Origin of the sequence: Streptosporangium sp. NPDC049248, assembly GCF_040678965.1 — a bacterium.
Lineage (GTDB): Bacteria > Actinomycetota > Actinomycetes > Streptosporangiales > Streptosporangiaceae > Streptosporangium > Streptosporangium fukuiense.
The window spans coordinates 313,432-335,352 of record NZ_JBFAQY010000002.1; the positions used below are offsets into that span (position 1 = coordinate 313,432).

Here is a 21,921-nt window from a genome sequence, read left to right on the forward strand (position 1 = left end):
TTATGGCTCCGGGCCTCCGCAAGCGCATAAGCGAAGGGGTCAGAGTCTCATTGCCACACCTCAACAGCGGATCTCTGTCACACCCTAAAACGTCTATTTTCCGGTCAACTATATAGTTCCACCCGCCAAATTATCTTCCCGAGTACTCGCCTGAACACCGAAAGGATGTAATCATCAAGGCGTAGGCGAGGACGCTCGGAGATCCGGGGACGCGTGCGTCTCGCCGTGGGCGCAAGGGAGTCCGCATGAGCGAGGAAGCCGCCACCGCTAACATCGATTCCGGCGAAGGTCTGATCGACCTGACGGGTCTGAACTTGGCCGATCTTGACAAAATCGGCGATTCCATCCTGGACCTGGTCCGTCGGCGAATAACCGCCGACGGGGACGCGGGGCCGGTGGCCGGATTCGACTCCTCCATATAGAAACCTTGGTGATAACCCACCAATGTGCGACATTGGAGTGCGAGACTGGCACTTTCTGTCGACAACAATGGTGGGACCGTGGACGATCTCGACTGGCAACGGTTGATCGACCAGCTCCACAGGGGTGACTGCACCCCTTTCCTCGGAGCGGGTGCCTGCGCCGGGACGCTCCCCACCGGTGCCGCCCTGAGTAACCGGTACGCCCTCCACTACGGCTATCCGTTCTCCGACCCGGGCAATCTCGCCCGCGTGATGCAGTACGGCGCGGCGGTGGTGCGGGATCCGGTGGATCTCAAGGAGGGGGTCTGCAGGCTTCTCCGCTCTCACGGGGGACCTGCTCCCGGCGATCCGGAAGAGCCGCACCGAGTGCTGGCCGGCTTCCCCGTGACCACGTTCCTCACCACGAACTACGACGACTTCCTGGCCGAGGCGCTGCGGGCCGAGGGCAAGGAGCCCCACGTCGCCGTCTCCCCCTGGTGGGAGGCCGATCCCGCCGCCACGCCTGTCCTGCCAGAGCCGACGGTGGAATGTCCCCTCGTCTACCATCTGCACGGAAGCTGGTCCGAACCGGCGTCGCTGGTGCTGACCGAGGCCGACTACCTGACCTACCTCGTCAACATGGTGGACGTCGTCGCGACCGGCGGGAGGCAGCCACTGCCGACCCCGATCCTGCGGGCGATGACCGCCCGGCCACTGCTCTTCATCGGCTACAGCCTGCAGGACTGGACGTTTCGGGTGCTGTTCCACGGCCTGATGCGCAGCACGCCGCGCAGTAACAAGCGGCGGCATGTGAGCGTACAGCTGATGCCCGAGGTCAACGGATCGGCGAGCGACGCGGAGAGCAAGGCCAGGCGCTACATCGCCCACTATCTCGACGGCTGGAACATCTCGATCTTCCTGGGGACCGCCTCGGAGTTCTGCGCGGAACTCCTGCGGAGAATGGGACGGGCACCATGACGGACGCGGTTCACAGGGTCGACAGGGCCACCCAGCCGTACGTGGGGCTACGCCCCTATGACCGCGACGAGCACGTGCTGTTCTTCGGGCGGGAGCGCGAAGGCCGCGACATCGCCACCATCTGGCAGGCCACCGGTCTCACCGTGCTGTTCGGCGCCTCGGGGGTCGGCAAGACGTCCCTGCTGCAGGCGGGTGTCCTGCCGCGCGTCGAGCCCGAACGCGCCGACGTCCTGCCCGTGGCCCGCGTGTCGCCCCGCGGCATCGTCTCGCTGCGCCCGAGGGTCACCGGCAACCCGTACGTGCTGGCGCTGCTGTCGTCCTGGGCGCCGGAGGAGCCGCTGTCCGTGCTGGCCGGGCTGACGGTCTCGGACTTCCTGGCCCGGCGCCCGGAACGCGTGGACCGGTACGGCGACCCGGTGCCCACCCTGGTCGCCGTCGACCAGGCGGAGGAGCTGTTCGGCGGCCCGCCCGACCGGGAGGAGGAGCGTCACGCGCTGCTGCGCCAGCTCGCGAGGGCCGTCGAGGAGCACGACGGGCTCCACCTGCTGCTCTCGCTGCGCGAGGAGTATCTGGCCTCCGTGCTGCCGTACGAGCGCCCGCTGGGCCGGGGTTCGCGGGCGCGGTTCCAGCTGCTGCCGCTCTCGCGCGCGGCGGCGCTCGACGCCACGACGAGACCCCTTGAGCGCACCGGCCGGTCCTTCGCCCCGGGGGCCGCCGAACGACTCGTCGACGACCTGCGCACCGTCCCCTTCCTCAACGACGAGGGGCAGACCACCACGGTGACGCTCAACACCGTCGAGCCCGTCCAGCTGCAGGTCGTCTGCTCCGCGCTGTGGGACTCGCTGCCGCCGGGCCTGCACGAGATCACCGCCGAGCACGTGAACCTGCACGTGAACGTCGACCACTTCCTGACCGGTTTCTGCGAGCGGATGCTGGCGCAGGTCGCGGCCGAGTCGGGGGTCACGTCGAGCGAGATCCGCTCCTGGCTGCGCAGGACCTTCGTCACCGAGCACGGGACGCGCAACACCGTCTACGAGGGCCTCCGTGAGACGGCGGGCATGCCGAACGCCATCGCCGAGGCGCTGGAGGACCGTCACCTGCTGCGGGGCGAGCACCGGCTGGGGATCCGCTGGTACGAGCTGCAGCACGACCGCCTGATCGGCTCGGTGCGCCAGTCGCAGCACCCGGCGACCTACCTCGATGACGCACGGGCGGCACTGGCCAGGCGGAGCTGGGAGACGGCCCGCGGCCTCGCGGAGGAGGCGGTCCGCGCCTCGGGGCCCGGTGAGACGTGGGTGCGGGCCGAGGCCCTGGTCGTCCTGGGAGAGGTCGCGGCGGTGGGAGGCGAGGTGGAGAGTGCGCGGCGCCTCCTCGAGGAGGCGGCCGACGTGTTCGCGACGCTCCAGCGGTTCAACGGGGTGGCCTCGGCGCTGACCGCGGAGGGACGGCTCTGGCTGGCCCAGGGCCAGTACGCCAGGGCGGTGGAGCAGTTGCGGGCCGCTCTCTCCTGGGTTCCCAACGACCTTCCCGCGCAACTGGCGCTCGGGGAGGCCCTGTGGCATCTGGGACAGCCGCGCGCCGCACTCGCCCTTCTCAACGGCGCCGTGGCGCTGGCCGGCGAACCCCCCGCCGAGGCGCTGGCGCTGCGCGGAGAGATCCTCGCCGATCTCGGAAGGCCCGGTGAGGCCCTGCGCGACCTGGATCGGGTGAGACGGCACCAGCGGCCCACCACGATCGCCGCCAGGGCGCTGGCCCTCGCCCTGGCCCAGCGGTTCGACGCCGCGGGACAGGAGATCCTCGACGCGACCGCCGACGAGTCGGACAGCGGGCCGGTCCTGCTGCGGGCCGCGCGCGTTTATGCCCTGCTGGGTCAGCACGCGACCGCCGAGGAGTTCGCCTCGCGGGCGCTCGACGCGGTCACTCCCGGGCTTCCACCGCATCTCCGGAAGCAGGCTGAGGAGTTTCTCCGGAGAACGGCGTGACATCGGATCTCGCCGCCTCCCATATGTGGTTGAACTGCTCCACCCAGTAGGTGTACCAGCGCTCGTCGCGGCCGCGGGTCAGCTCCAGGTGCATGCGCGACGAGGTCGAGGGATTGTGAAAACCGTGAATCTCCACGATGACCCGGCCCCGCGGGGTCTCCGGGTCGAGAAGCACAAGGCTGAATCCCGGGCTGTAGGAAAGGAGTCGGTACTCGAACTCGCCCACGGTCTTCCAGCCGCTCATCAGGCGGAGGCGCTCCATGGTGCTCTCCAACGCGGCGGGAAGCCTCTGGACGGGAAACTCGATCGAGTCGTCCAGTTGCCTCGCGGTCTGCTGGACCGCCCCCTTCTCCAGGGGGTCGAGGATGACGATCCTGACGCGTCCCCTCTCCCGCGCGAGCACCGTGTTGCGCATGATCTCGCAGGTCTGCGCGGAGAGCAGGTTGACCGCGGAGGGGGCGAACACCCGGACGTCACGCGCGTGGGCGAGCAGCGACGACAGCGGTGCGCTGTCGTACACCGACCGGTCGTTCAGCAGCCCGTCGGGAGATTCGGCGGGCTCCGCGGGAAGGGTGATCCGGTAGAGCAGCAATCCCACTCCCGAGAGCAGGACCGCCCATCTGAGGTCGTCGTCCAGCGCGTCGCTGACGATTGACAGGAACGCGAAACCGAAGACGACGATCGTGAGAGCGTACGCGTCGATGTGCTGCCGAGCCTTGAAATCGCTGCCGATTCTTCGCAGCCACCGCACATCGACCCCCAGCCATTCGGCACCGTCGAAACAGCTATGCCCATTGTCGGCGGTCCGGACCTCATGGCGCGCGATGTTCCGCCCGGCGGACGGGTCCTAGACCGTGACCGGCCGGCGGCGCCCCTGACGGAGACCGTCGACGGCGAGGGCACCGCCGCCGCTGAAGGCGATGGCCAGGGTGCCGGCGGCGAGGGCCAGGACGAACTCGTAGCCGCCCTCACTCACCGAGAAGCCGGCCGCGGCGTGGGCGAAGACGATCGCGCCGAGCATGTTGAGCACGAGGAGGGTGCCGAAGACCGGCAGGGCCGCGCCCAGGATGAGCGCCACGCCGCCGACGACTTCGAGGGCGGCGACCGCCGGAGCCGCGACGTTCGCCAGCGGGATGCCCAGCGAGTCGAAGAAGGCCGTGGTCTGGGCCAGCCCCATCGTCACGAACTTCTGCAGCCCGTGGACCAGGAAGACCACGCCGATGCCGACCCTCGCCAGCAGCAGGGCGTAGGGGCGCACTTGGTCAAGCATGATGACTCCTCGTTGTCATTCGAATTTGAACTGAACCATAGTGGTTAGTTCAAATTTGAACAAGCCATAGGATGTTCTGGTGAGCGAGACGAGATGGCTCGGCGAGAGCGAGATGGCCATGTGGATGGCCTACCTGTCCGCGACGCATCTGCTGGAGCGCCGTGTCGAGGATCAGCTGAAAGTCGACTCGGGTCTGACCCACGCCCAGTACGAGATCCTGGCGAGACTCTCCGAACACCCCGACGGGCGACTGCGGATGACCGAGCTCGCCCGCCGGCTGATCATTTCCAAGAGTGGTCTCACCTACCAGATCGGACAGCTGGAGCGGCGGGGACTCGTCGCGCGGACGACCTGCCCCTCGGATGAGCGGGGCGTGTTCGCGGTGCTCACCGAGGAGGGCTCGCGCTGCCTGGAGCGGACCGCCCCGGGGCATGTGGCCGTGGTCCGCGCCTTCCTGATCGACCGGCTCACCCCCGAGGAGGTCGAGACCATGCGGCGGATCATGACGAAGGCCGTCGCGGCCATCGAGGCGGCGCCGGCCGGTCCGCTCCGCGGCTCCCCGCCGGGCAAAAGACCAGGCTAGCGCGCGGGGCGGGCCCAGACCCCCGGTTCTCGCTTTCGGCCGCGGAACCCCGGGGAAGACGCGAGAATCCGGTACGGCTCGCACGGGGGGCATACCGTGCGAGCCGCACCGGGTTCAGGGCCGCACCACCGGGTCAGGCGGCGGTGCAGCTGACCGAGGCGGGCACGCCGTTGGTCCCGGACCAGCTGCCGGTGAACCCGAAGGACGTCGAGGCGCCCGAGGAGAGGTTGCCGTTGTGGGACACGTTCCGCACCGAGACACCGGCGCCGCTCTGGGTGTGCTGTCCGTTCCAGAGCTGGGTGATGCTCTGGTTACCGGGGAACGACCAGCTCGCCGTCCAGCCCGTGATCGCCTGGGCGCCGCTGCTCTTCACGGTCACCTCGGCCTGGAAACCGCCCTGCCAGGAGCCGACCAGCTTGTAGGTGGCCGTGCAGGCCCTGCCGCCGGTCGGCGTGACGGTCGGGGTGGGGGTCGGGGTGATGGTGGGAGTGACGGTCGGGGTGGGCTGCGGAGCCGCCATGGCCAGGTCGTAGGCCCGCTGCGGCACGAACTGCCCCGCCCCGGCGATGCAGCCGTCCGCCTCGCCCGGCAACTTGATCCAGAGGAACGCGTCGATCGCCGGGTCGCCGGTGGCGTTGGTACTCGGGGTGCCGATCGCCCGGCCTCCCGGGTCACACCACTCGCTGCCCTGCGGGCCGTTGCCGTTACGGCTGGTGTCGATCACCGCGCGGAGCCGGGAGACGCCGGTGGCGGAGATGACGTTCTTGGCATAGGCGACCTCGGTGGAGCTCCACCGGTAGTTGGAGACGTTGACGGAGATGCCGTCCGCGCTGCCTCCGACGTCCGCGGCGTTCAGCCGGGCCGCGGCGTCGGAGGCCGACAGCCATCCCGAGTGCCCGATGTCGTAGTAGACCTTGGCCGAGGAGGAGGCGGCCTTCAGCTTCTTGCCGGCGTACGCCATGGAGGCGTTGGTCTCCTGCTGCTGGGCGGAGCTCATGCAGTTGGTCATGATCGGGAGCACGTCGGGCTCCAGGATGATCGACGCCGGGCGCCCCTGGAGGCCGGCGGCCAGCTCGTCGACCCACTGCCGGTAGGCCGTGTGGTTGGGCGCCCCGCCGGTGCTGGCACCGCTGCAGTCACGGTTGGGGATGTTGTAGACGACGAGGATGGGGATCTTGCCCGCACCGGCCGCGGCCCCGACGAACGACGACACCTGGCCGCGGATGGTGGAGGTGTTGGTGGTGGTGTACCAGCGGGCCTGCGGCACGGAGGCGATCCGGTCGCGGATGACCGGCGCCCTGTAGTCCCCGGCGTTGGCCGCGACCCATTTGGCGGCGCCGGTCTCCGGATCGACGTAGAACGGGGAGTCGGCCGCGGAGGCGCCGGAGGCGACGGCGACCGCGGCACCTGACGCGATCACCAGAGCCGCGCAGAGCGTGGCCAGAACTGACCTTCTTGGCATGGATCGACTCCTTAGGGGGGATGCATGGGAGCGCTCCCACCATAGGCGGCCGACCGCCCCCGCATACAGCAGGCGCCCCTGCCCGCTCACATCAGGACGCGCTGACCTGTGCGAACACCCGTCACAGTGGATGAAAGTTTCAATCTCGCGGCTCACATCCGATCGGTGGGTGCCAACACGGGGAACCGGCGCAGTGTCGGGCTGAGCAGCGTACCCAGCGCGACGAGGGCCAGGCCGGCCGCGCAGACCGGCACGGCGACCGGGCCGCCGCCGGCCGTCATGAGGAAGCCGCCGGCCATCGGTCCCAGCGCGCCGGCCCCACCGGAGAAGAGCCCCGCGATGCCGGACAGGCGGCCGCGCAGGTGGTCGGGGGTGACCGTGAGCTGGTAGGTCAGAACCGTGGTGTTCGCGACCGGCGCGAGAAACGCGGCACCGCCGAGAAGCACCCCGAGGAGGATGCCGCTCGGGACGAGCGCCATCGCCGCGGTCATCACCGCGGCGACGAGCGGAAAGCCGACGATGGTCAGGACCGGCGGAAGGGCGGCGTGCAGGCGGGCCGCGGCCAGTGCGCCCAGCAGGCCCCCCGCACCGATGCACGCCATCGTCAGGCCCACCTCGCCGGCGCTCACCCCCTCCCCCGACATCGCCAGGACGATGATGACGAGCGCGCTGAAGACAAGGTTGGAGGAGACCATCCACACCAGCGTCGCCCTGATGACCCGGTGTCCCGCCACCCAGCGGATCCCCTCGGCGACGCCGCCCACGGCCGCCCCCTCCCTCGGGAGCGCGACGGGGGCCGCCCGCCGCGGCAGGCGCAGGAGGAGCAGCGTGACGAAGGAGAGGCCGAGCATGATCGCGTCGGCGCCGAAGGGCGCCGTGTGGTGCAGGGTGAACAGGAAACCCGCCAGCGCGGGACCTAGCAGGGTGGCGATGAAGGGGCGCGCGGTATTGCGGGCGACCGCCTGCGGCAGCTGCGACTCGGGCACCACCTGGGGAAGCGCGGCGTGCTCGGCCGGCTGGAAGACAGAGCTGAAGAAGCCCTCGACCGCGGCGGCCAGCAGGATGTGCGGGAAGGCGTAGGTGTCCAGGAGCAGCGCCACGACCACACTGCCCATCGCCAGGGCACGGGCACCGTGGCACAGCAGCATGACCTTCTTACGGTCCCACCGGTCGGCTACCACCCCGGCGGGCACGTTCGCCACCATGTGCGCCACCGCGAGCACCGACGACGCCAGGCCCATCTCCAGCGGAGAGCCCGACATGGCCAGGATCAGCAGCGGGAAGGAGACGAAGGTGATCTCACTGCCCAGTTCGGAGAAGAGCTGGCTGGTCCACAGGATGTTGTAGTCACGGTTGCGGGACAGGCGGATCGGCCCGCCGGCCACGTCACCGGCCACGTCACCGGCACCTGCCTGCGCGGTGCTCATCGCGGCGTCAGCCTTCCCCGCCGGGGGCGTCGTTCTCGTCGCGCGCCCGCCTGGCCAGCCGTCCGGTGACCTGGATGAGATCGATCCCTCCCGTCTCCGGGTCACGCAGGAAACGGCCGGTGTAGGTGGTGCGGCCACCGGACGTTTCCCGCATCGTGAAGCGCAGGCCCTCGAAGCAGGTCAGCTCGAACCGCTCGGCCTCGCCCGTCGTCAGGCGGAGCCCGCCCGCACCGTCCGCGACGACCGTGAGCTCCATCTCCCCGTTGACGTACCGGCCGACGCATTCCGGTGGTCCTGACGTCCGCAGGGCCGGGTCCGGCGGCGCCGACAGGCCGCGGCCTCCCACGGCCGGCCCCACCGACCGGAGTTCCGCCAGCAGGTCCTCCCAGAGCGCCGGTCCGGTGGCGGCGTTCGCGGTCAGTGCGACGACGGTCCCGCCCGCCGGTTCGAACCGCAGATGGCAGGAGGTCCCCTCCCCGGTGCCGTCGTGCCCGAACCAGTCGGGCCCGGCGTCGTGGTACACCGCCCAGCCGAGCCCCCAGGAGTCGGCCATGCCGAACGGGCCGGCCGTCACCCCCGCGAGCTGGTCGCGGCGCATCTCGCGGGCGGAGTCGCGGTCGAGCACCGGCTGGAGCGCCGGGTGGGCCAGGTGCATCAGTGCGAACGTGACCAGATCGGCGGCCCCGAGGGCGAGCCCGGCACTCGGCGCCGCCACCTTCGGCAGGGTCTGCCAGGTGACCGGCAGCATCCGGTCCCCCGGCTGCCGCACCGTGTGGCCGTCCACCACCGGCCGGAACCCCGACGGCGGCCCGACGACGAACGCCGGCGCGATGTCCAGCGGCTTCAGCAGGACCGCCTCCATCGCCTCCCACCAGCTCATCCCGGTGACCACCTCGACGAGGTGGCCCGCCAGGATGTAGCCGATATTGGAGTAGGAGAAGACGGTCCCCGGCGGGTGCGCGGTGCCGGACTCGCGGCAGTGGCGCGCCACCCACCGCCGCCGGGCCCCGGAGTGGTCGCCGCCCTCGTCGAGGTTCGAGGCCAGCCCGCTGGTATGGCTGAGCAGCCGCCGCGCCGTCATCCTCGGGCCCGGCCCGCCGCGTCCGGCCCCCACCTCGGGCACGTACTCGGCCAGCGGGGCGTCGAGATCGATGTCGCCGCAGGCCGCCAACGTCATCACCAGCGTCGCGGTGAAGGGTTTGGTGAGCGAGCCGAGCGGAAAGGCGGACCGCCGGGTCACCGGCTCGCCGGCCGCGTACGTCTCCTCGCCGGTCTCGGCGGTGACGGTCTCACCCTCGTGGTGCACGGCCAGCTGCGCCCCCGGCACACGGTGCTCGCGGGCCAGTCGGGCCAGCCGGGCGGGAAGGTCGACGTCCACGCTCACTCCCTCTCCGCCCGGCCGACGGCCGGATCGATGTGTGCGGCGACCGCGCGCAACGCCTCCAGCAGGTCCTCCGCCAGGCGCTCGACCGTGGCCCGGTCGTGCACGCCGACCACGTGACGCCAGTCGAAACGCAGCCTGCCGTCCGCCAGGTAGGCGGTGATCTCCAGGGGCCGGATGCCCGGCGCGACCGGCTCCGCCCGGCGGGCGGGCGGCGGGGAGTGGAACGAGCGGTAGAGAACGCTCTCGCCCGGGTCGACCGGCTCGTGGAAGGCGAAGGCCACCCGTGGCCGGTCCCCTCCCGGCGGTCGCGAGGCGAGGTGGCGCAGCGCCCCATAGCCCAGACCGGCGCTCGGAACGGCGCGCAGTCGACCACGTACGGCCCTGACGATCGCGGGCCAGTCGGGCGGGGCACCGCCGGGCGTGCCCCCGAGCACGACAGGGAACGTGCCGGCGAACCGGCCGACGGTGCGGGAGAGGTCGACCCCGTCGAAGATCTCCTCCCTGCCGTGCCCCTCCAGCTCGACCAGCACCCGGTCAGCGCCCGTCCAGCGGCACAGCACCCGCCCCAGCGCGCCGAGCAGTACGTCCCCGGTCCCGGCGCGGAACGCCGCGGGCGCCGCGCGCAGCAGCGCTCCGCTCTCGCCCTCCCCGAGGGAGACGGACACCTCTCCCGCGACCGGCGGCGCCTCACCCGGCCCCTCGGGCGGCGCGGTGTCGGGCAGCGCGGTGTCGGGCAGCGCGGTCCAGTAGGCCAGTTCCTCGTCGAACCCTCCCGCCGCGGCGTGCCCGGCCAGCAGCCCCGCCCAGTGCTGGAAGGAGGAGGGCTCCGGCCCCAGGTCCACCTGCGTTCCCGCCACCGACTGCCGGTAGGCCCGCTCCAGGTCGTCGAGCAGGATTCGCCAGGACCGGGTGTCGGCCGCCAGCGGGTGGACGGTGAGGCAGAGCCACGACCGCCGGCCCGGCCCGAAGTCCAGCAGCGAGGCCCGGAGCGGCTCCCCTGCCGGATCGAGGCCGCGGGCCGCCTCGCCTGCCGCGAACCTGTCCACGACCTCCCGCAGGCCGGACTCCGCCTCCTCTCCCACCCCGGCCTCGCCACGCAGGTCGAACCGGCGTAGCGGGTCTCCGGCGGCGGCCGGCGGCGCGGCCCGCTGCCACCAGGAGCCGTCCGCGTGCCCGAAGCGCGAGCGCAGCGCGTCGTGCCGGGCCACCAACGCGGTCAGGGCCGCGCGCAGTCCCTCCTCCGTGGTCCCCTCGGCCAGCTCGACGAGGACCGGCCTGGCGAGGAGGTGCGGGGAGGCCCCCCTGGTCTCGACGAACTCGCGCTGGCCGGGTGTCAGGGGTACCGGGCCGTCCACCCGCGGGCCGACCGTCTCCCCCGGCCCGGCCGCCGTCGCGAGCCGCGCCACGGTCTGGTGCAGGAAGAGATCCTTGGGCGAGAGGCGCAGCCCCGCGTGCCTGGCCCGGTGGATGACCTGCATGGTCAGCAGCGAGTCGCCGCCGAGGTCGAAGAAGTTGTCCTGTACGCCGATCCTGGCCGCCTCGACGCCGAGGACCTCGGCCCAGATCCCGGCGAGCAGCCGCTCGGCCGCGTCGCGCGGGGCGACACGCTCGGCGCCCGCGTCGCCCTCGGGAGCGGGCAGCGCGCGCCGGTCGGCCTTCCCGCTCGACGTCAGCGGAAGCTCCTCCAGCAGGACGAAGAAGGCGGGAACCAGGTAACCGGGCAGCGAACGCCTGGCGTGGTCGCGCAGCTCCGCGACCGACGGCGGCGTGTCCCCCGCGGGCACCAGGTACGCGGCCAGCCGCCGGTCGCCCGGCCGGTCCTCCCTGACCACCACCGCCGCGGACGCGACGCCCGGGTGGCCGAGCAGGACGCTCTCGATCTCACCGGGCTCGATCCGGAACCCCCGGATCTTCACCTGGTCGTCGACCCTGCCCAGGAAGGTCAGCACGCCGTCGGCCCGCCACCGGACCATGTCCCCGGTACGGTACATCCGCGCCCCGGCGGGGCCGAACGGGTCGGCGACGAACCGTTCGGCGGTCAGCGCGGGCCGGCCCAGGTAGCCGCGGGCCACGCCGTCCCCGGCGATGTACAGCTCCCCCGGCACGCCCGGGGGCACCGGCTGGCAGAGCCGGTCCAGCACGTACACCCGGGTGTTGGCGATCGGCACTCCGATGGGGGGCGCCACCGCGTTCCCCGCCTCGACCGCCGCCGTGGTGGACCAGATCGTGGTCTCCGTCGGCCCGTACAGGTTGGTCACCGACCGCGCCGAGGCCGCCAGTGTCCCCGCCAGGTCCGCCGGCAGCGCCTCACCGCCGACGAGGACCCGCACGCCCGCGAGGACCTGGCCGGCCTCCCCGGCCACCGCCCGCCAGAGGCTGGGCGTCGCCTGTATCACGGTCACGGATTCCTCGGCGATGACCTGCCGCAGCCGCCAGGGGTCGTGGACCAGCTCGCGGCCGGCCAGTACCACCGCCGCGCCGCTGATCAGCGGCATGAACAGCTCCAGGCCCGCGATGTCGAACCCGACCGTCGTCATCGCCAGCAGGCGGTCGCGCGGGCCGAGGCCGAACCGGTCCCGCATGTCCACCAGGAAGTTGCGCAGGTTGCCCCGGGAGACCACCACCCCCTTGGGCCTGCCGGTGGAGCCCGAGGTGTAGATGGTGTAGGCCGCGCTGTCCGGATGGAATCCGCCGACGGGATCGGTGGTGGGGCAGCCGTCCAGCGCGGCGAGCACCTCGGGGTCGTCGAGAAGGATCCGGGGCACCCCCTCGAAGACGCCGGCCGGGATCTCGGCTCCGGCGGTCAGCACCAGCGCGGGGCCGGCGTCCTCAAGGAGGAGCGCGACGCGCTCCGGCGGGTGTTCGAGGTCCAGCGGCAGGTAGGCGGCGCCCGCCTTGAGCACCGCGAGCACCGCCACCACCAGGTCCGCCATCCGGGGGAAGGCCAGCCCCACCAGTGTCTCCGGGCCGACACCCCGCGAGCCCAGGTGGTGGGCGAGCCGGTTGGCGCGCGCGTTCAGCTCCGCGTACGTGAGCGTGAGGTTCCCGCAGGCCAGCGCGGTCGTGTCCGGGGTGGCGGCGGCCTGGTCCTCGAAGAGCCCGGAGAGGTCGGCCTGCGGGATCTCCCTGCCGGTGTCGTTCCACTTCACCAGCGACCGCTCGCGCTCGGCACTGGTCAGCAGGCGAACCTCCGACAACCGCCGCTCCGGATCCTTCGCCACGGCGTCGAGCAGCATCACCAGGTGCCTGGTCATGCGCTCGATCGTGGTCTCGTCGAACAGGCCGGTGCTGTAGGCGACGGCCACGGTCAGCGCGCCCCGCCGCTCGTAGAAGTTCACGATCAGGTCGTGGCTGACCTCGGCGCTCGTGACCGGCAGCGTCTCGGCGCGCAGCCCCGGCAGGTCCATGCCCCGCGCCGGGGTGTTCTCCAGTACCACCATGACCTCGACCAGGGGGGTGCGGCTGGGGTCCCGCTCGGGCCGCATGACCTCCACCAGCCGTTCGAACGGCACGTCGTCGTGGCTGAACGCGTCGAGCACCGTCGCACGGACCTGGGAGAGCAGGTTTCCGAAGGACGACGACTCGTCCACCAGGGAGCGCAGCACCACGGTGTTGACGAAGAAACCGACCAGCCCCTCCAGTTCGGCCCGGTTGCGGCCCGAGGTCGCCGTGCCCACCGCGACGTCCTGCTGGCCGCAGTAGCGCGCGAGCAGCACCTGCGTGGCGGCGGTCAGCACCATGAACAGGGTGGCGTCGTGTCCGCGCGCCACGGCCCGCAGCCGGTCCACCGTCTCGGGCGGCATCTCCACCGTGTGCGTCGCGCCGGCGGAGGCGCGCACGGCGGGCCTCGGCCGGTCCACGGGCAGTGCCAGCGGGGCGAGCCCGTCCAGCCGCCGCTTCCAGTAGCCGATATGCCCGTCGAGCGCCGCCCCCTCCAGGTGCTCCCGCTGCCAGGCGGCGTGGTCGGCGTACCGTACGGGGAGCGGCGCGGGTTCGCGCCGCTCGCCGCGCGTCTCGGCGGAGTAGAAGGCGGCGAAGTCCCCGGCGAGCACCCCCATCGACCACCCGTCGGTCACGATGTGGTGCATGAGCAGCGCCAGCACGTGGTCGGCGGCGTCCAGGCGGATCAGCACGGCCCGGAACAGCGGGCCGCGCCGCAGGTCGAAGGGGCGCGACGCCTCCTGTTCGAGCCGCCGCCACATCGCGGCCTCGCGCTCGCCCGCGGGTGCCCCCTCCAGGTCGACCGTCTCGAAGGCCGCTTCGAAGGCCGCCTCCGAGGGCGGGTGGATCGTCTGCGTGCCCCGTCCCCCGGCGTCGCCGAACGTGGTGCGCAGCGACTCGTGCCGCCCTACCAGCCGCCGCAGGGCGATCCGCGCCGCACCGGCGTCCAGCTCGCCGCGGAGCCGCAGGGCGAGGGCCGTGTTGTATCCGGTGCCCCCGGGTTCGAACGCGTCGAGGAACCACAGCCGCTGCTGGGCGAAGGAGAGCGGCAGGTCGTCGTCGCGGTCCACCACCTCGATCTCGCGTCGGCCGCCGTCCGGGTCGGCGCCCGGGTCGGTGTCGCCGAGCAGGGGGGCGAGCGTCGCGATGGTCGGCGTGTCGAAGAGCTGCCTGGGCGGCGGCGCCGAGCCGAGCGCGGCCCGGACCCGCGAGACGATCTGGATGCTGAGGATCGAGTCGCCGCCGAGGTCGAAGAAGTTGTCGTCCACCCCGACCCGGGCGGCGTCCACGCCGAGCACCTCGGCCCAGATCGCGGCCAGCAGGCGTTCGGTCGCGTCGCGGGGGGCGACGTACGCCGTACCGGTGTCGGCCCCCCTGCCGGGGTCGGGCAGCGCGCGGCGGTTCAGCGTGCCGCTCGGGCTCAGCGGCAGCGCCTCCAGGGTCACGAACCCCGAAGGTACGGCGTGTCCCGGCAGGACCCCGCTGAGGAACGTCCTCAGCTCCCGGGCGTCCGCCGGCTCGCCCTCGGGCACCACGTAGCCCGTCAGCCGGACGCGGCCGGGGGCATCCTCCCAGGCGGCGACCGCGGCGGCGGCGACGCCTGGGTGGCGGGCCAGCGCCGACTCGATCTCGCCCAGCTCCACCCGGAAGCCCCTGACCTTGACCTGGTCGTCCGCCCGTCCCAGGAACTCCAGGTTCCCGTCGGCGCGGCGGCGCACCAGGTCTCCCGTCCGGTACATCCGGCCCGTACCGCCGGGGGCGAACGGGTCGTTCAGGAACCGCTCCGCGGACAGCTCGGCACGGTTCCAGTAGCCCCGCGCCACCCCGTCGCCGCCGATGTAGAGCTCTCCGGCGACGCCGAGCGGCACCGGGCGCGTCTCCCCGTCCAGCACGTAGACGCGGGTGTTGACCAGTGGCCGTCCGATCGGGACGAACGCCGCCTCACCCACCGGATCGCCGCCCAGCTGGAAGACCGTGGAGTCCACCGTCGTCTCGGTCGCACCGTAGGCGTTGACGACCACGGTGTCCGGCCCCACCCCGCGCAGCACCTCCTCGGAGTCGCCGACCGGCCAGCCCTCCGAGCCGACCATGAGGACGCGCAGCGAATCCAGCCGCACGCCGCGCCGCCCTGCCTCCTGGACCAGTGCCCTGGCCAGCGACGGGACCGTCACCAGGATCTCCGCCCGGGTGCCGGCCACCGCCTCCAGCAGGGCGGGCGGGTCCGCCACCGCCTCGGCGGGGCACACCGCCATCGTCCCGCCGAACAGGGCCGAAAGCAGGAAGTCGCCGAAGAACAGGTCCACCGACAGGCTCGACACCGACAGGGTCCGAGGCCGCGTCCCGGACAGTCCGTAGCGGGCGTCCCAGGCGCGCACCATGTGGTGGACGTTGCGGTGCTCGACCATCACCCCCTTCGGGCGGCCGGTGGATCCCGAGGTGTAGACGATGTAGGCCAGGTCCGCCGGGGTCACGGCGACGTCCGGCGGCGACGCGGGCAGGCCGTCGAGGACGGCCCGGTCCCGGTCCAGGCAGACGAAGGACGCCGGGGACCCTGCCAGCCGGTCCAGCAGCCGCCGCCGGGTCACCACGACCGGGGCCGACGCGTCCTCCAGCATGGCCGCCAGCATCCGGGGCGGGTGGCCGGGATCGAGCGGCACGAAGGCGCCTCCCGCCTTCAGCACCCCCAGCAGCGCGACCACGGCGTCCACGCCGCGCTCGACGCACACCCCCACCGGCACGCCGGGGGCCGCCCCCAGCTCCACCAGGCGGTGGGCCAGCCGGTTGGCCCGCTCCTCCAGCCCGGCGAAGGTGAGCTCGCTGTCACCGCAGCTGACGGCGACGGCGTCCGGGGTACGCCCGGCCTGCGCGGTGAAGATCTCATGGACGCAGCCGGCGGGCGGGAACTCCACGGCGGGTCCGTTCCACTCCCCCAGGAACCGCTCCCGCTCGGGCGCGGTGAGCATCGGCAGGTCCGCCACCGGGCTCTCGGGGGCGGACACGATCGCGGCGAGGACCGTCTCCAGGTGCCCCGCCATGCGCTCCACCGTCGGCTCGTCGAACGAGGCGGGGTCGTACCCCAGCGCCAGGGTCAGCTCCTGTGCCGCGTGGGCGGTGAGCGTGAGCGGGTAGTTGGTCTGCTCCTCGCCCCGGTGGTCGCGCACGCGCAGCCCGTGCCCGGCCGCCGCGTCGGCGTCGTACGGGTAGTTCTCGAAGACCACGACGCTGTCGAACAGGTTGGTGCCCCTGGGCACCTCGGCGCACGCGTGGATCCGCCCCATCGACAGGTACTCGTACTCGCGGGACGCGGCCTGCGCGTCCTGCAGGCGCCGCAGCCAGGACATCACCCGCTCGGTGCCGTCCACCTCCGTCCTGACCGGCACCACGTCGACGAAGAGCCCGATGATCGACTCCGAACCGGCGAGCCCGGCCGGCCGGCCGGAGACCGTCGCGCCGAAGCAGACGTCCCGCTCTCCCGCGTAGCGGGAGAGCAGCAGCGCCCACGCGCCCTGCAGCAGGGTGTTGACGGTCAGCCGGGCGTCCCTGGCGCACTCGTACAGCGCCCCGGACAGTTCTTCGGGCAGCCGCAGCCGCACCTCCCGGGAGGAACGCGCCCCGTGGGCCCGCGCCACCGGCCTGTCGAACGGCAGCCGGGTCGGCGCGGTCATGCCCGCGAGCACCCCCCGCCAGTGCCGCTCCGCCTCGGCCTGGTCCTGGCGTGCCAGCCACCCGACGTACTCCCGGTAGGGCGGGCGGCGCGTCACCGTGCCGGTCCGCCCCGTGGTGAGGGCGGCGTACTGTTCGAACACCTCCGACAGCACGTGCGAGGAACTCCAGCCGTCCAGTGTCATGTGGTGGGCCGCCCACAGCAGTCGCACCTCGGTCTCGGACAGCCGCACGAGGTCCAGCCTGGCCAGCGGCGCGACCGCCAGGTCCAGCCGCCGCTCGGCCCGGCGTTCCCACAGCCGCCGCACCGCCTGCCGCCGCTCGGCCTCCGGCAGGTCCCGGAGGTCGTGGTGGGTGACGGGGAGCCGCACCCCGCGGTGGACCACCTGCACGGGCTCGGGGACGCCCTCCCAGATCACCGCCGTACGCAGGGCGGGCGTGCGGTCGACGACCCGCTGCCATGCCTCGGCCAGCGCCACCGGATCGGTGACCCCCTCCAGGACCATCGAGTAGTGGCCGGCGTAGATGTCCGACTCGGGCTCGGCCAGCGAGTGGAAGAGCATGCCGTGCTGCATGGGCGTCAGCGGGTAGACGTCCTCGATTCCCCTGCCGTCGCCGGCCAGCCGGTCCACCGTGGCCTGGTCCAGCCCGGCGAGCGGGAAGTCCGAGGGGGTGCAGCCGCCCGCGCCCGGCTCCGCGCAGTGCTCGACGATCTCCTCCAGCGCCGACATCATCCGCTCCGCCAGCGCCTCGACGCTCTCCCCGCGGTGCACGGCCGCCGAGTACGTCCAGCGGAACTCCAGCTCGTCGCCGTCGACGAGCCCGGTGATCTCAAGCAGGTGCCGCCTGACCTGCCCCGGGCTCCGCTCGGCGCCGGGGTGAGGCAGCCGCCCGCGCAGCAGCCCGCCCCGGCCGCCGGATCCGGCCTCGACCCGCCCGAGGTAGTTGAACCCCACCTCGGGAACGCGGCCCGGCGGCCGGCCGCCGGGCACGCCGAGATAGCGCAGCGCGCCGTATCCCAGCCCCTGGCTCGGCACCGCGCGAAGCTGCTCCTTGACCGACTTGAGCGTCTCCCCCCAGCCGGGCGCGGACGGAAGGCGCAACGCGACGGGGAAGACCGTGGTGAACCAGCCGACGGTCCGCGACAGGTCGACACCGGGGAACAGGTCGCCGCGGCCGTGGCCCTCCATCTCGACGAGGGCGGTGTCGCCGCCGGTCCACTCGCACAGCACCCTGCCCAGCGCGGTGAGCAGCACGTCGTTGATCTGGGATCGGTAGACCTCGGGCACGTCGCGCAGCAGCGCCCGGGTGCTCTCCGCGCTCAGCCTCGCGGTCACGGTACGCGCGGACGCGACAGTGTTCTCGATGTGCCCGCCGTGCCCGCCGTGCCCGCCGGTTCCGCGCTCTCCGGCGACGTCCACCGGCAGCGCGGCGGCCCCGGCCGCGACCTCGTCCAGGCGGGCCCAGTGGTCCAGCTCGTGGTCGAGGCCGCCCGCCGCCACGTGATCCGCGAGACGGTGGGCCCACTCCAGGAAGGAGGTCGTCTTGGCGGGGAGCCGGATGTCCTGGCCCGCCTCGGCCTGCCGGTAGGCGGTCTCCAGGTCCGGCAGCAGGATCTGCCAGGAGACGGCGTCGACCACGAGGTGGTGGGCGGTCAGGAACAGCCGGGGGCGGTGCCCGTCGCCGAGCACGAAGAGCAGCGCCCGGAAAAGCGGGCCGACATCCAGCCGGAACCCCTGCTGCGCGGCCAGGATCTCCTCACGCATCCGCTCCTCCCGGTCGGCGGCGCCGGTCTTGGACAGGTCGATCCGCCGCAGCGGCTCGCCGTCCTCGGCGGCGGCGTTGTGCTGCCGCCACCGCCCACCGTCGTGCTCGGCACGCAGGCGCAGGGCGTCGTGGTGGGCGGGCAGCGCGGCCAGGGCGGCGCGCAACGCCGCCTCGTCGGGCTCCTCGTCGAGTTCGACGAACACCGCCTGGTTGAACCGGTCGACGCTGTCGGCGAGGTTTTCGAAGAACCAGTGCTGCACGGGCGTGAGCGGGACCTCTCCCGACACCGCCCGCTGCTCGGCGCGCGGCTGTTCCTCGGCGACCGCCTCCGCGGCCAGTTCGGCGACGGTCTGGCGCAGGAAGGTCTGCCTGGCCGTCACCCGCAGCCCGGCCTCGCGGGCGCGGGCCACGACCCGCAGGCCCAGGATGGAGTCGCCCCCGAGGTCGAAGAAGTTGTCGTCCGCTCCCACCCGGTCCACGCCGAGCAGTTCCGACCAGACCTCGGCGAGGATCCTCTCGGCGGGGGTGCGGGGCTCGACGTAACGTGTCCCTGCCTCGCGGTCGCCGGTGGGCTCGGGCAGCGCGCGCCGGTCCACCTTGCCGTTGACCGTCAGCGGCAGGCGTTCCAGCGTGACGAACGCCGAGGGCACCATGTGCTCGGGCAGCCTCGCCCGCAGGAAGGCGCGCAGCCGGGCCGGGTCGGGTCCGCCGGAGGCGGCGGGGACGAGATAGCCGACGAGACGCGGGGCGCCCCGGGTGCCGCCGCTGACGGCCGCCGCCGCCGTGTCCACCGAGGGATGCCCGGACATGACGGCCTCGACCTCGCCGAGCTCGACCCGGAAACCTCTGATCTTGACCTGGTCGTCGGCGCGGCCCGCGTACTCCAGCTCGCCTCCCGGCAGCCAGCGCGCCCGGTCGCCGGTGCGGTACATGCGGGTGCCCGGCGGGCCGTACGGGTCGGCGACGAACCGCTCGCCGGTCAGCCCGGGACGGCGCAGGTAGCCGCGGGCCAGGCGGGGCCCGGCGAGGTAGATCTCACCGGGGACGCCGACGGGCGCCGGACGCAGCCGGTCGTCCAGCACGTAGGCGCGGACGCTGCGGAACGGGCGGCCGATGGGCACCGTCCCGGTGCGGGCGTCGTCCGGAGTCAGCGCCCGCGTCATGGTGGCGCCGATCGTGGACTCGGTCGGCCCGTAGCCGTTGAACATCCGCCGCCCGGCCGACCAGTCCCGCACCAGGCCCGGCGGGCACGCCTCGCCCGCGACGACCAAGGTCGTCCCCTCGGGGACGGCGTCGGCGGGCAGCACGGTCAGCGCGGTCGGGGGCAGGGTGAGGTGGGTGAGACGCTCGGAGCCGATGAGCTCGGCCAGCGGAGCTCCCGGCGCCCGTTCCTCCGCGGTGGCGACCACCAGCGTGCCACCGGACAGCAGGGCGAGCATGAGCTCCCAGAAGGCTCCGTCGAAGCTGAAGGACGCGAACTGCAGCACCCGCGTCCCCGGCCCCGCGCCCAGCCGCTCGCGCTGGGTGAGCACCATGTCGTACAGGCCGGTGTGGGGCACCACGACCGCCTTGGGGCGCCCGGTGGAACCGGAGGTGTAGATCACGTAGGCGGGATGCGCGGGGTCGGAGCGGAGCGGCCGGGGCCGCTCGGCGAGCGGGGCCTCGGTGTCCGGCTCGTCCAGCGTGACCAGGGGAACACCCTCCGGCAGCCGCTCCGCCACCTCCGCGGTGGCCAGGATGAGGATGGGAGCGGCGTCCTCCACCATCGTCCGGACGCGCTCGGCCGGGTGGTCGAGATCCAGCGGCAGGTACGCGGCGCCGCTCTTCAGGACGGCGAGGATCGCGACGACGGTCTCGGCCGACCGGGGAACGGCCACGGCCACGATCCGTTCGGGACCCGCGCCCCGCCCGGCCAGCAGCCTGGCCAGCCGGTCCGCCCGCCCGTCCAGCTCGCCGTAGGTGACGCTCCGCCCGGCGTGGACGACGGCGACCGCCGAGGGATCGGCCGCGACCTGCTCGGCGAACAGCTCGGGAACCGTGCGCGGCGCGGGGCCGCCGCCCTCGCCGCACCAGGTGGCGGTCAGCAGGCGGTGTTCCGCGGTGTCCAGGAGTGGAAGGTCGGCGATCGGACGGTCCGGGTCGTCCGCGATCGCGGTCAGGAGTGTCAGCAGGTGACCGGCCATCCGCCCGGCGGTGGCCGCGTCGAACAGGTCCGTGCTGTATCCGAGGTGGGTGACGAGCGCGCCGTCACGCTCGTAGAAGTCGAACGAGACGTCCATGGGCGCGACCAGCACCGGCGGAGGGATCTCCTCCACCCGGAGGCCGGGCAGCTCGACGGCCCCGCGCGGCGCGTTCTGCAGGTTGACCGCGACCTCGGCGAGCGGGAGCCGGCTGGGGTCGCGCTCGGGCCGCAGGACCTCCACCAGCCGCTGGAAGGGCACCTCGTCGTTGTCGAAGGCGTCCAGGACCGTGGAGCGCGCCTCGCCCAGGAAGGCGGTGAACGGCAGGGACTCGTCGACCTGGCAGCGCAGTACCAGGGTGTTGACGAAGAAACCGATCAGTCTCTCCAGTTCGACCCTGCCACGGCCGCTGGTCGCGGTGGCGACCGCGACGTCCCGCTGCCCGGAGTAGCGCGCGAGCAGGATCTGCACGGCGGCGACCAGGGTCATGAACAGGGTGGCGCCGTGCTCTCGGCTCGTCTCCCTCAGCCGCGACAGCACGGCCGGGGGCACCTCGAAGACATGGGCCGCGCCCGCGGAGGTCCTGACCGGCGGCCGCAGCCGGTCGGTGGGCAGATCCAGCGGGGCGAGCCCGTCGAGCCGCTCGCTCCAGTGGGCGAGCATGCCGTCCAGTGCCGTACCGGCCACCCGGTCCTGCTGCCAGGAGGCGAAGTCGGCGTAACGCAGGGGCAGCGGCGGAAGCGGAGACGGCTCGCCCGCGACCCCCGCGGCGTACAGCGCGTTCAGCTCCTCGGCGAACACGCCCATGGACCAGCCGTCGGTGACGATGTGGTGCGTGCTGAGGGCCAGCACGTGCTCGTCCGGCCCGAGCCGCAGCAGTCCGGCCCGGAACACCGGGCCCCGGCGCAGGTCGAAGGGGCGCTTGGCCTCCCGTAGCAGCCAGTCGCGCACCGGGGCCTCGCGGTCGCCGTCCGCGGGCACGCGTGCCCGCGTGACCTGGATCGGCACCTCGGCGGCCGGCTGTACGGTCTGCACGCCGTGGCCGTTCACCGAGTCGAAGGTGGTGCGCAGCGACTCGTGCCGCTCCACCAGGCGGTCGACGGCACCCCTGAGCACGTCCAGGTCCAGGTCACCGGTCAGCCGGAGCACCAGCGGGACGATGTACTCGGCGCTTCCGGGGTCCAGCTCGTACCTGAACCAGAGCCGCTGCTGGGCCGGTGACTGCGGCGACGTCCGCCGCGCGGGGGTCCGCGGGATCTCCTCCCGCTCCGGGGAGGCGGGGGCCTCGCCGGCCAGCCGCCGGAGCATCGCCTCGCGCAGGTGGTCGGGCAGTGCGGCCACCCGGCCGTCACGCGAAGAGGGGGCGTTCAATGTGTTCTCCCG

The 21,921-nt window shown here is 72.8% G+C and carries 10 protein-coding genes; 4 read left to right on the forward strand and 6 right to left on the reverse strand.

Annotated features, from left to right (window positions below; all coding sequences use genetic code 11):
- Positions 1–245: 245 nt before the first annotated feature.
- From fxsA to AB0K21_RS05310, 3 genes are all read left to right on the forward strand, one after another.
- Positions 246–422 (forward strand): FxSxx-COOH cyclophane-containing RiPP peptide, encoded by a 177-nt coding sequence (gene fxsA, locus AB0K21_RS05300; RefSeq protein ID WP_343977571.1) that lies wholly within the window; start codon positions 246–248, stop codon positions 420–422.
- 78 nt (positions 423–500) lie between these two features.
- Positions 501–1,379: an SIR2 family protein gene (locus AB0K21_RS05305; RefSeq protein WP_343977574.1), complete on the forward strand. Its 879-nt coding sequence runs from the start codon at positions 501–503 to the stop codon at positions 1,377–1,379.
- On the forward strand, positions 1,376–3,361 hold the full coding sequence (locus tag AB0K21_RS05310) for a tetratricopeptide repeat protein (RefSeq protein ID WP_364147978.1): 1,986 nt from the start codon (positions 1,376–1,378) through the stop codon (positions 3,359–3,361). The genes AB0K21_RS05305 and AB0K21_RS05310 overlap by 4 nt, the downstream gene beginning before the upstream one ends.
- Here AB0K21_RS05310 and AB0K21_RS05315 read toward each other — a convergent pair.
- Both AB0K21_RS05315 and AB0K21_RS05320 read right to left on the reverse strand, forming a co-directional pair.
- A complete protein-coding gene (locus tag AB0K21_RS05315) occupies positions 3,297–4,112 on the reverse strand; it encodes a hypothetical protein (RefSeq protein WP_343977578.1) in 816 nt (271 codons plus the stop codon). The two genes, AB0K21_RS05310 and AB0K21_RS05315, sit on opposite strands and share 65 nt — an antisense overlap.
- A gap of 96 nt (positions 4,113–4,208) precedes the next feature.
- Positions 4,209–4,631 (reverse strand): DoxX family protein, encoded by a 423-nt coding sequence (locus AB0K21_RS05320; protein ID WP_343977580.1) that lies wholly within the window; start codon positions 4,629–4,631, stop codon positions 4,209–4,211.
- A gap of 79 nt (positions 4,632–4,710) precedes the next feature.
- On the opposite strand from AB0K21_RS05320, the gene AB0K21_RS05325 reads away from it, so the two are divergent.
- The gene (locus AB0K21_RS05325) at positions 4,711–5,214 is read left to right on the forward strand and encodes a MarR family transcriptional regulator (RefSeq protein ID WP_343977583.1); all 504 of its coding nucleotides are present in this window, start codon (positions 4,711–4,713) and stop codon (positions 5,212–5,214) included.
- A gap of 133 nt (positions 5,215–5,347) precedes the next feature.
- Here the strand turns inward: AB0K21_RS05325 and AB0K21_RS05330 are convergent, their stop codons facing one another.
- From AB0K21_RS05330 to AB0K21_RS05345, 4 genes are all read right to left on the reverse strand, one after another.
- Positions 5,348–6,676 carry a glycoside hydrolase family 6 protein gene (locus AB0K21_RS05330; RefSeq protein WP_364147982.1) on the reverse strand — a complete coding sequence of 443 codons (1,329 nt, stop codon included), beginning with the start codon at positions 6,674–6,676 and terminating at the stop codon, positions 5,348–5,350.
- A 152-nt stretch (positions 6,677–6,828) separates the two neighbouring features.
- Positions 6,829–8,103 carry an MFS transporter gene (locus tag AB0K21_RS05335; RefSeq protein ID WP_364147985.1) on the reverse strand — a complete coding sequence of 425 codons (1,275 nt, stop codon included), beginning with the start codon at positions 8,101–8,103 and terminating at the stop codon, positions 6,829–6,831.
- A 7-nt stretch (positions 8,104–8,110) separates the two neighbouring features.
- Positions 8,111–9,481 (reverse strand): serine hydrolase domain-containing protein, encoded by a 1,371-nt coding sequence (locus AB0K21_RS05340; protein WP_343977592.1) that lies wholly within the window; start codon positions 9,479–9,481, stop codon positions 8,111–8,113.
- 2 nt (positions 9,482–9,483) lie between these two features.
- Positions 9,484–21,909, reverse strand: a complete 12,426-nt coding sequence (locus tag AB0K21_RS05345; protein WP_364147988.1) for an amino acid adenylation domain-containing protein — start codon at positions 21,907–21,909, stop codon at positions 9,484–9,486.
- Between the last annotated feature and the right edge of the window lie 12 nt (positions 21,910–21,921).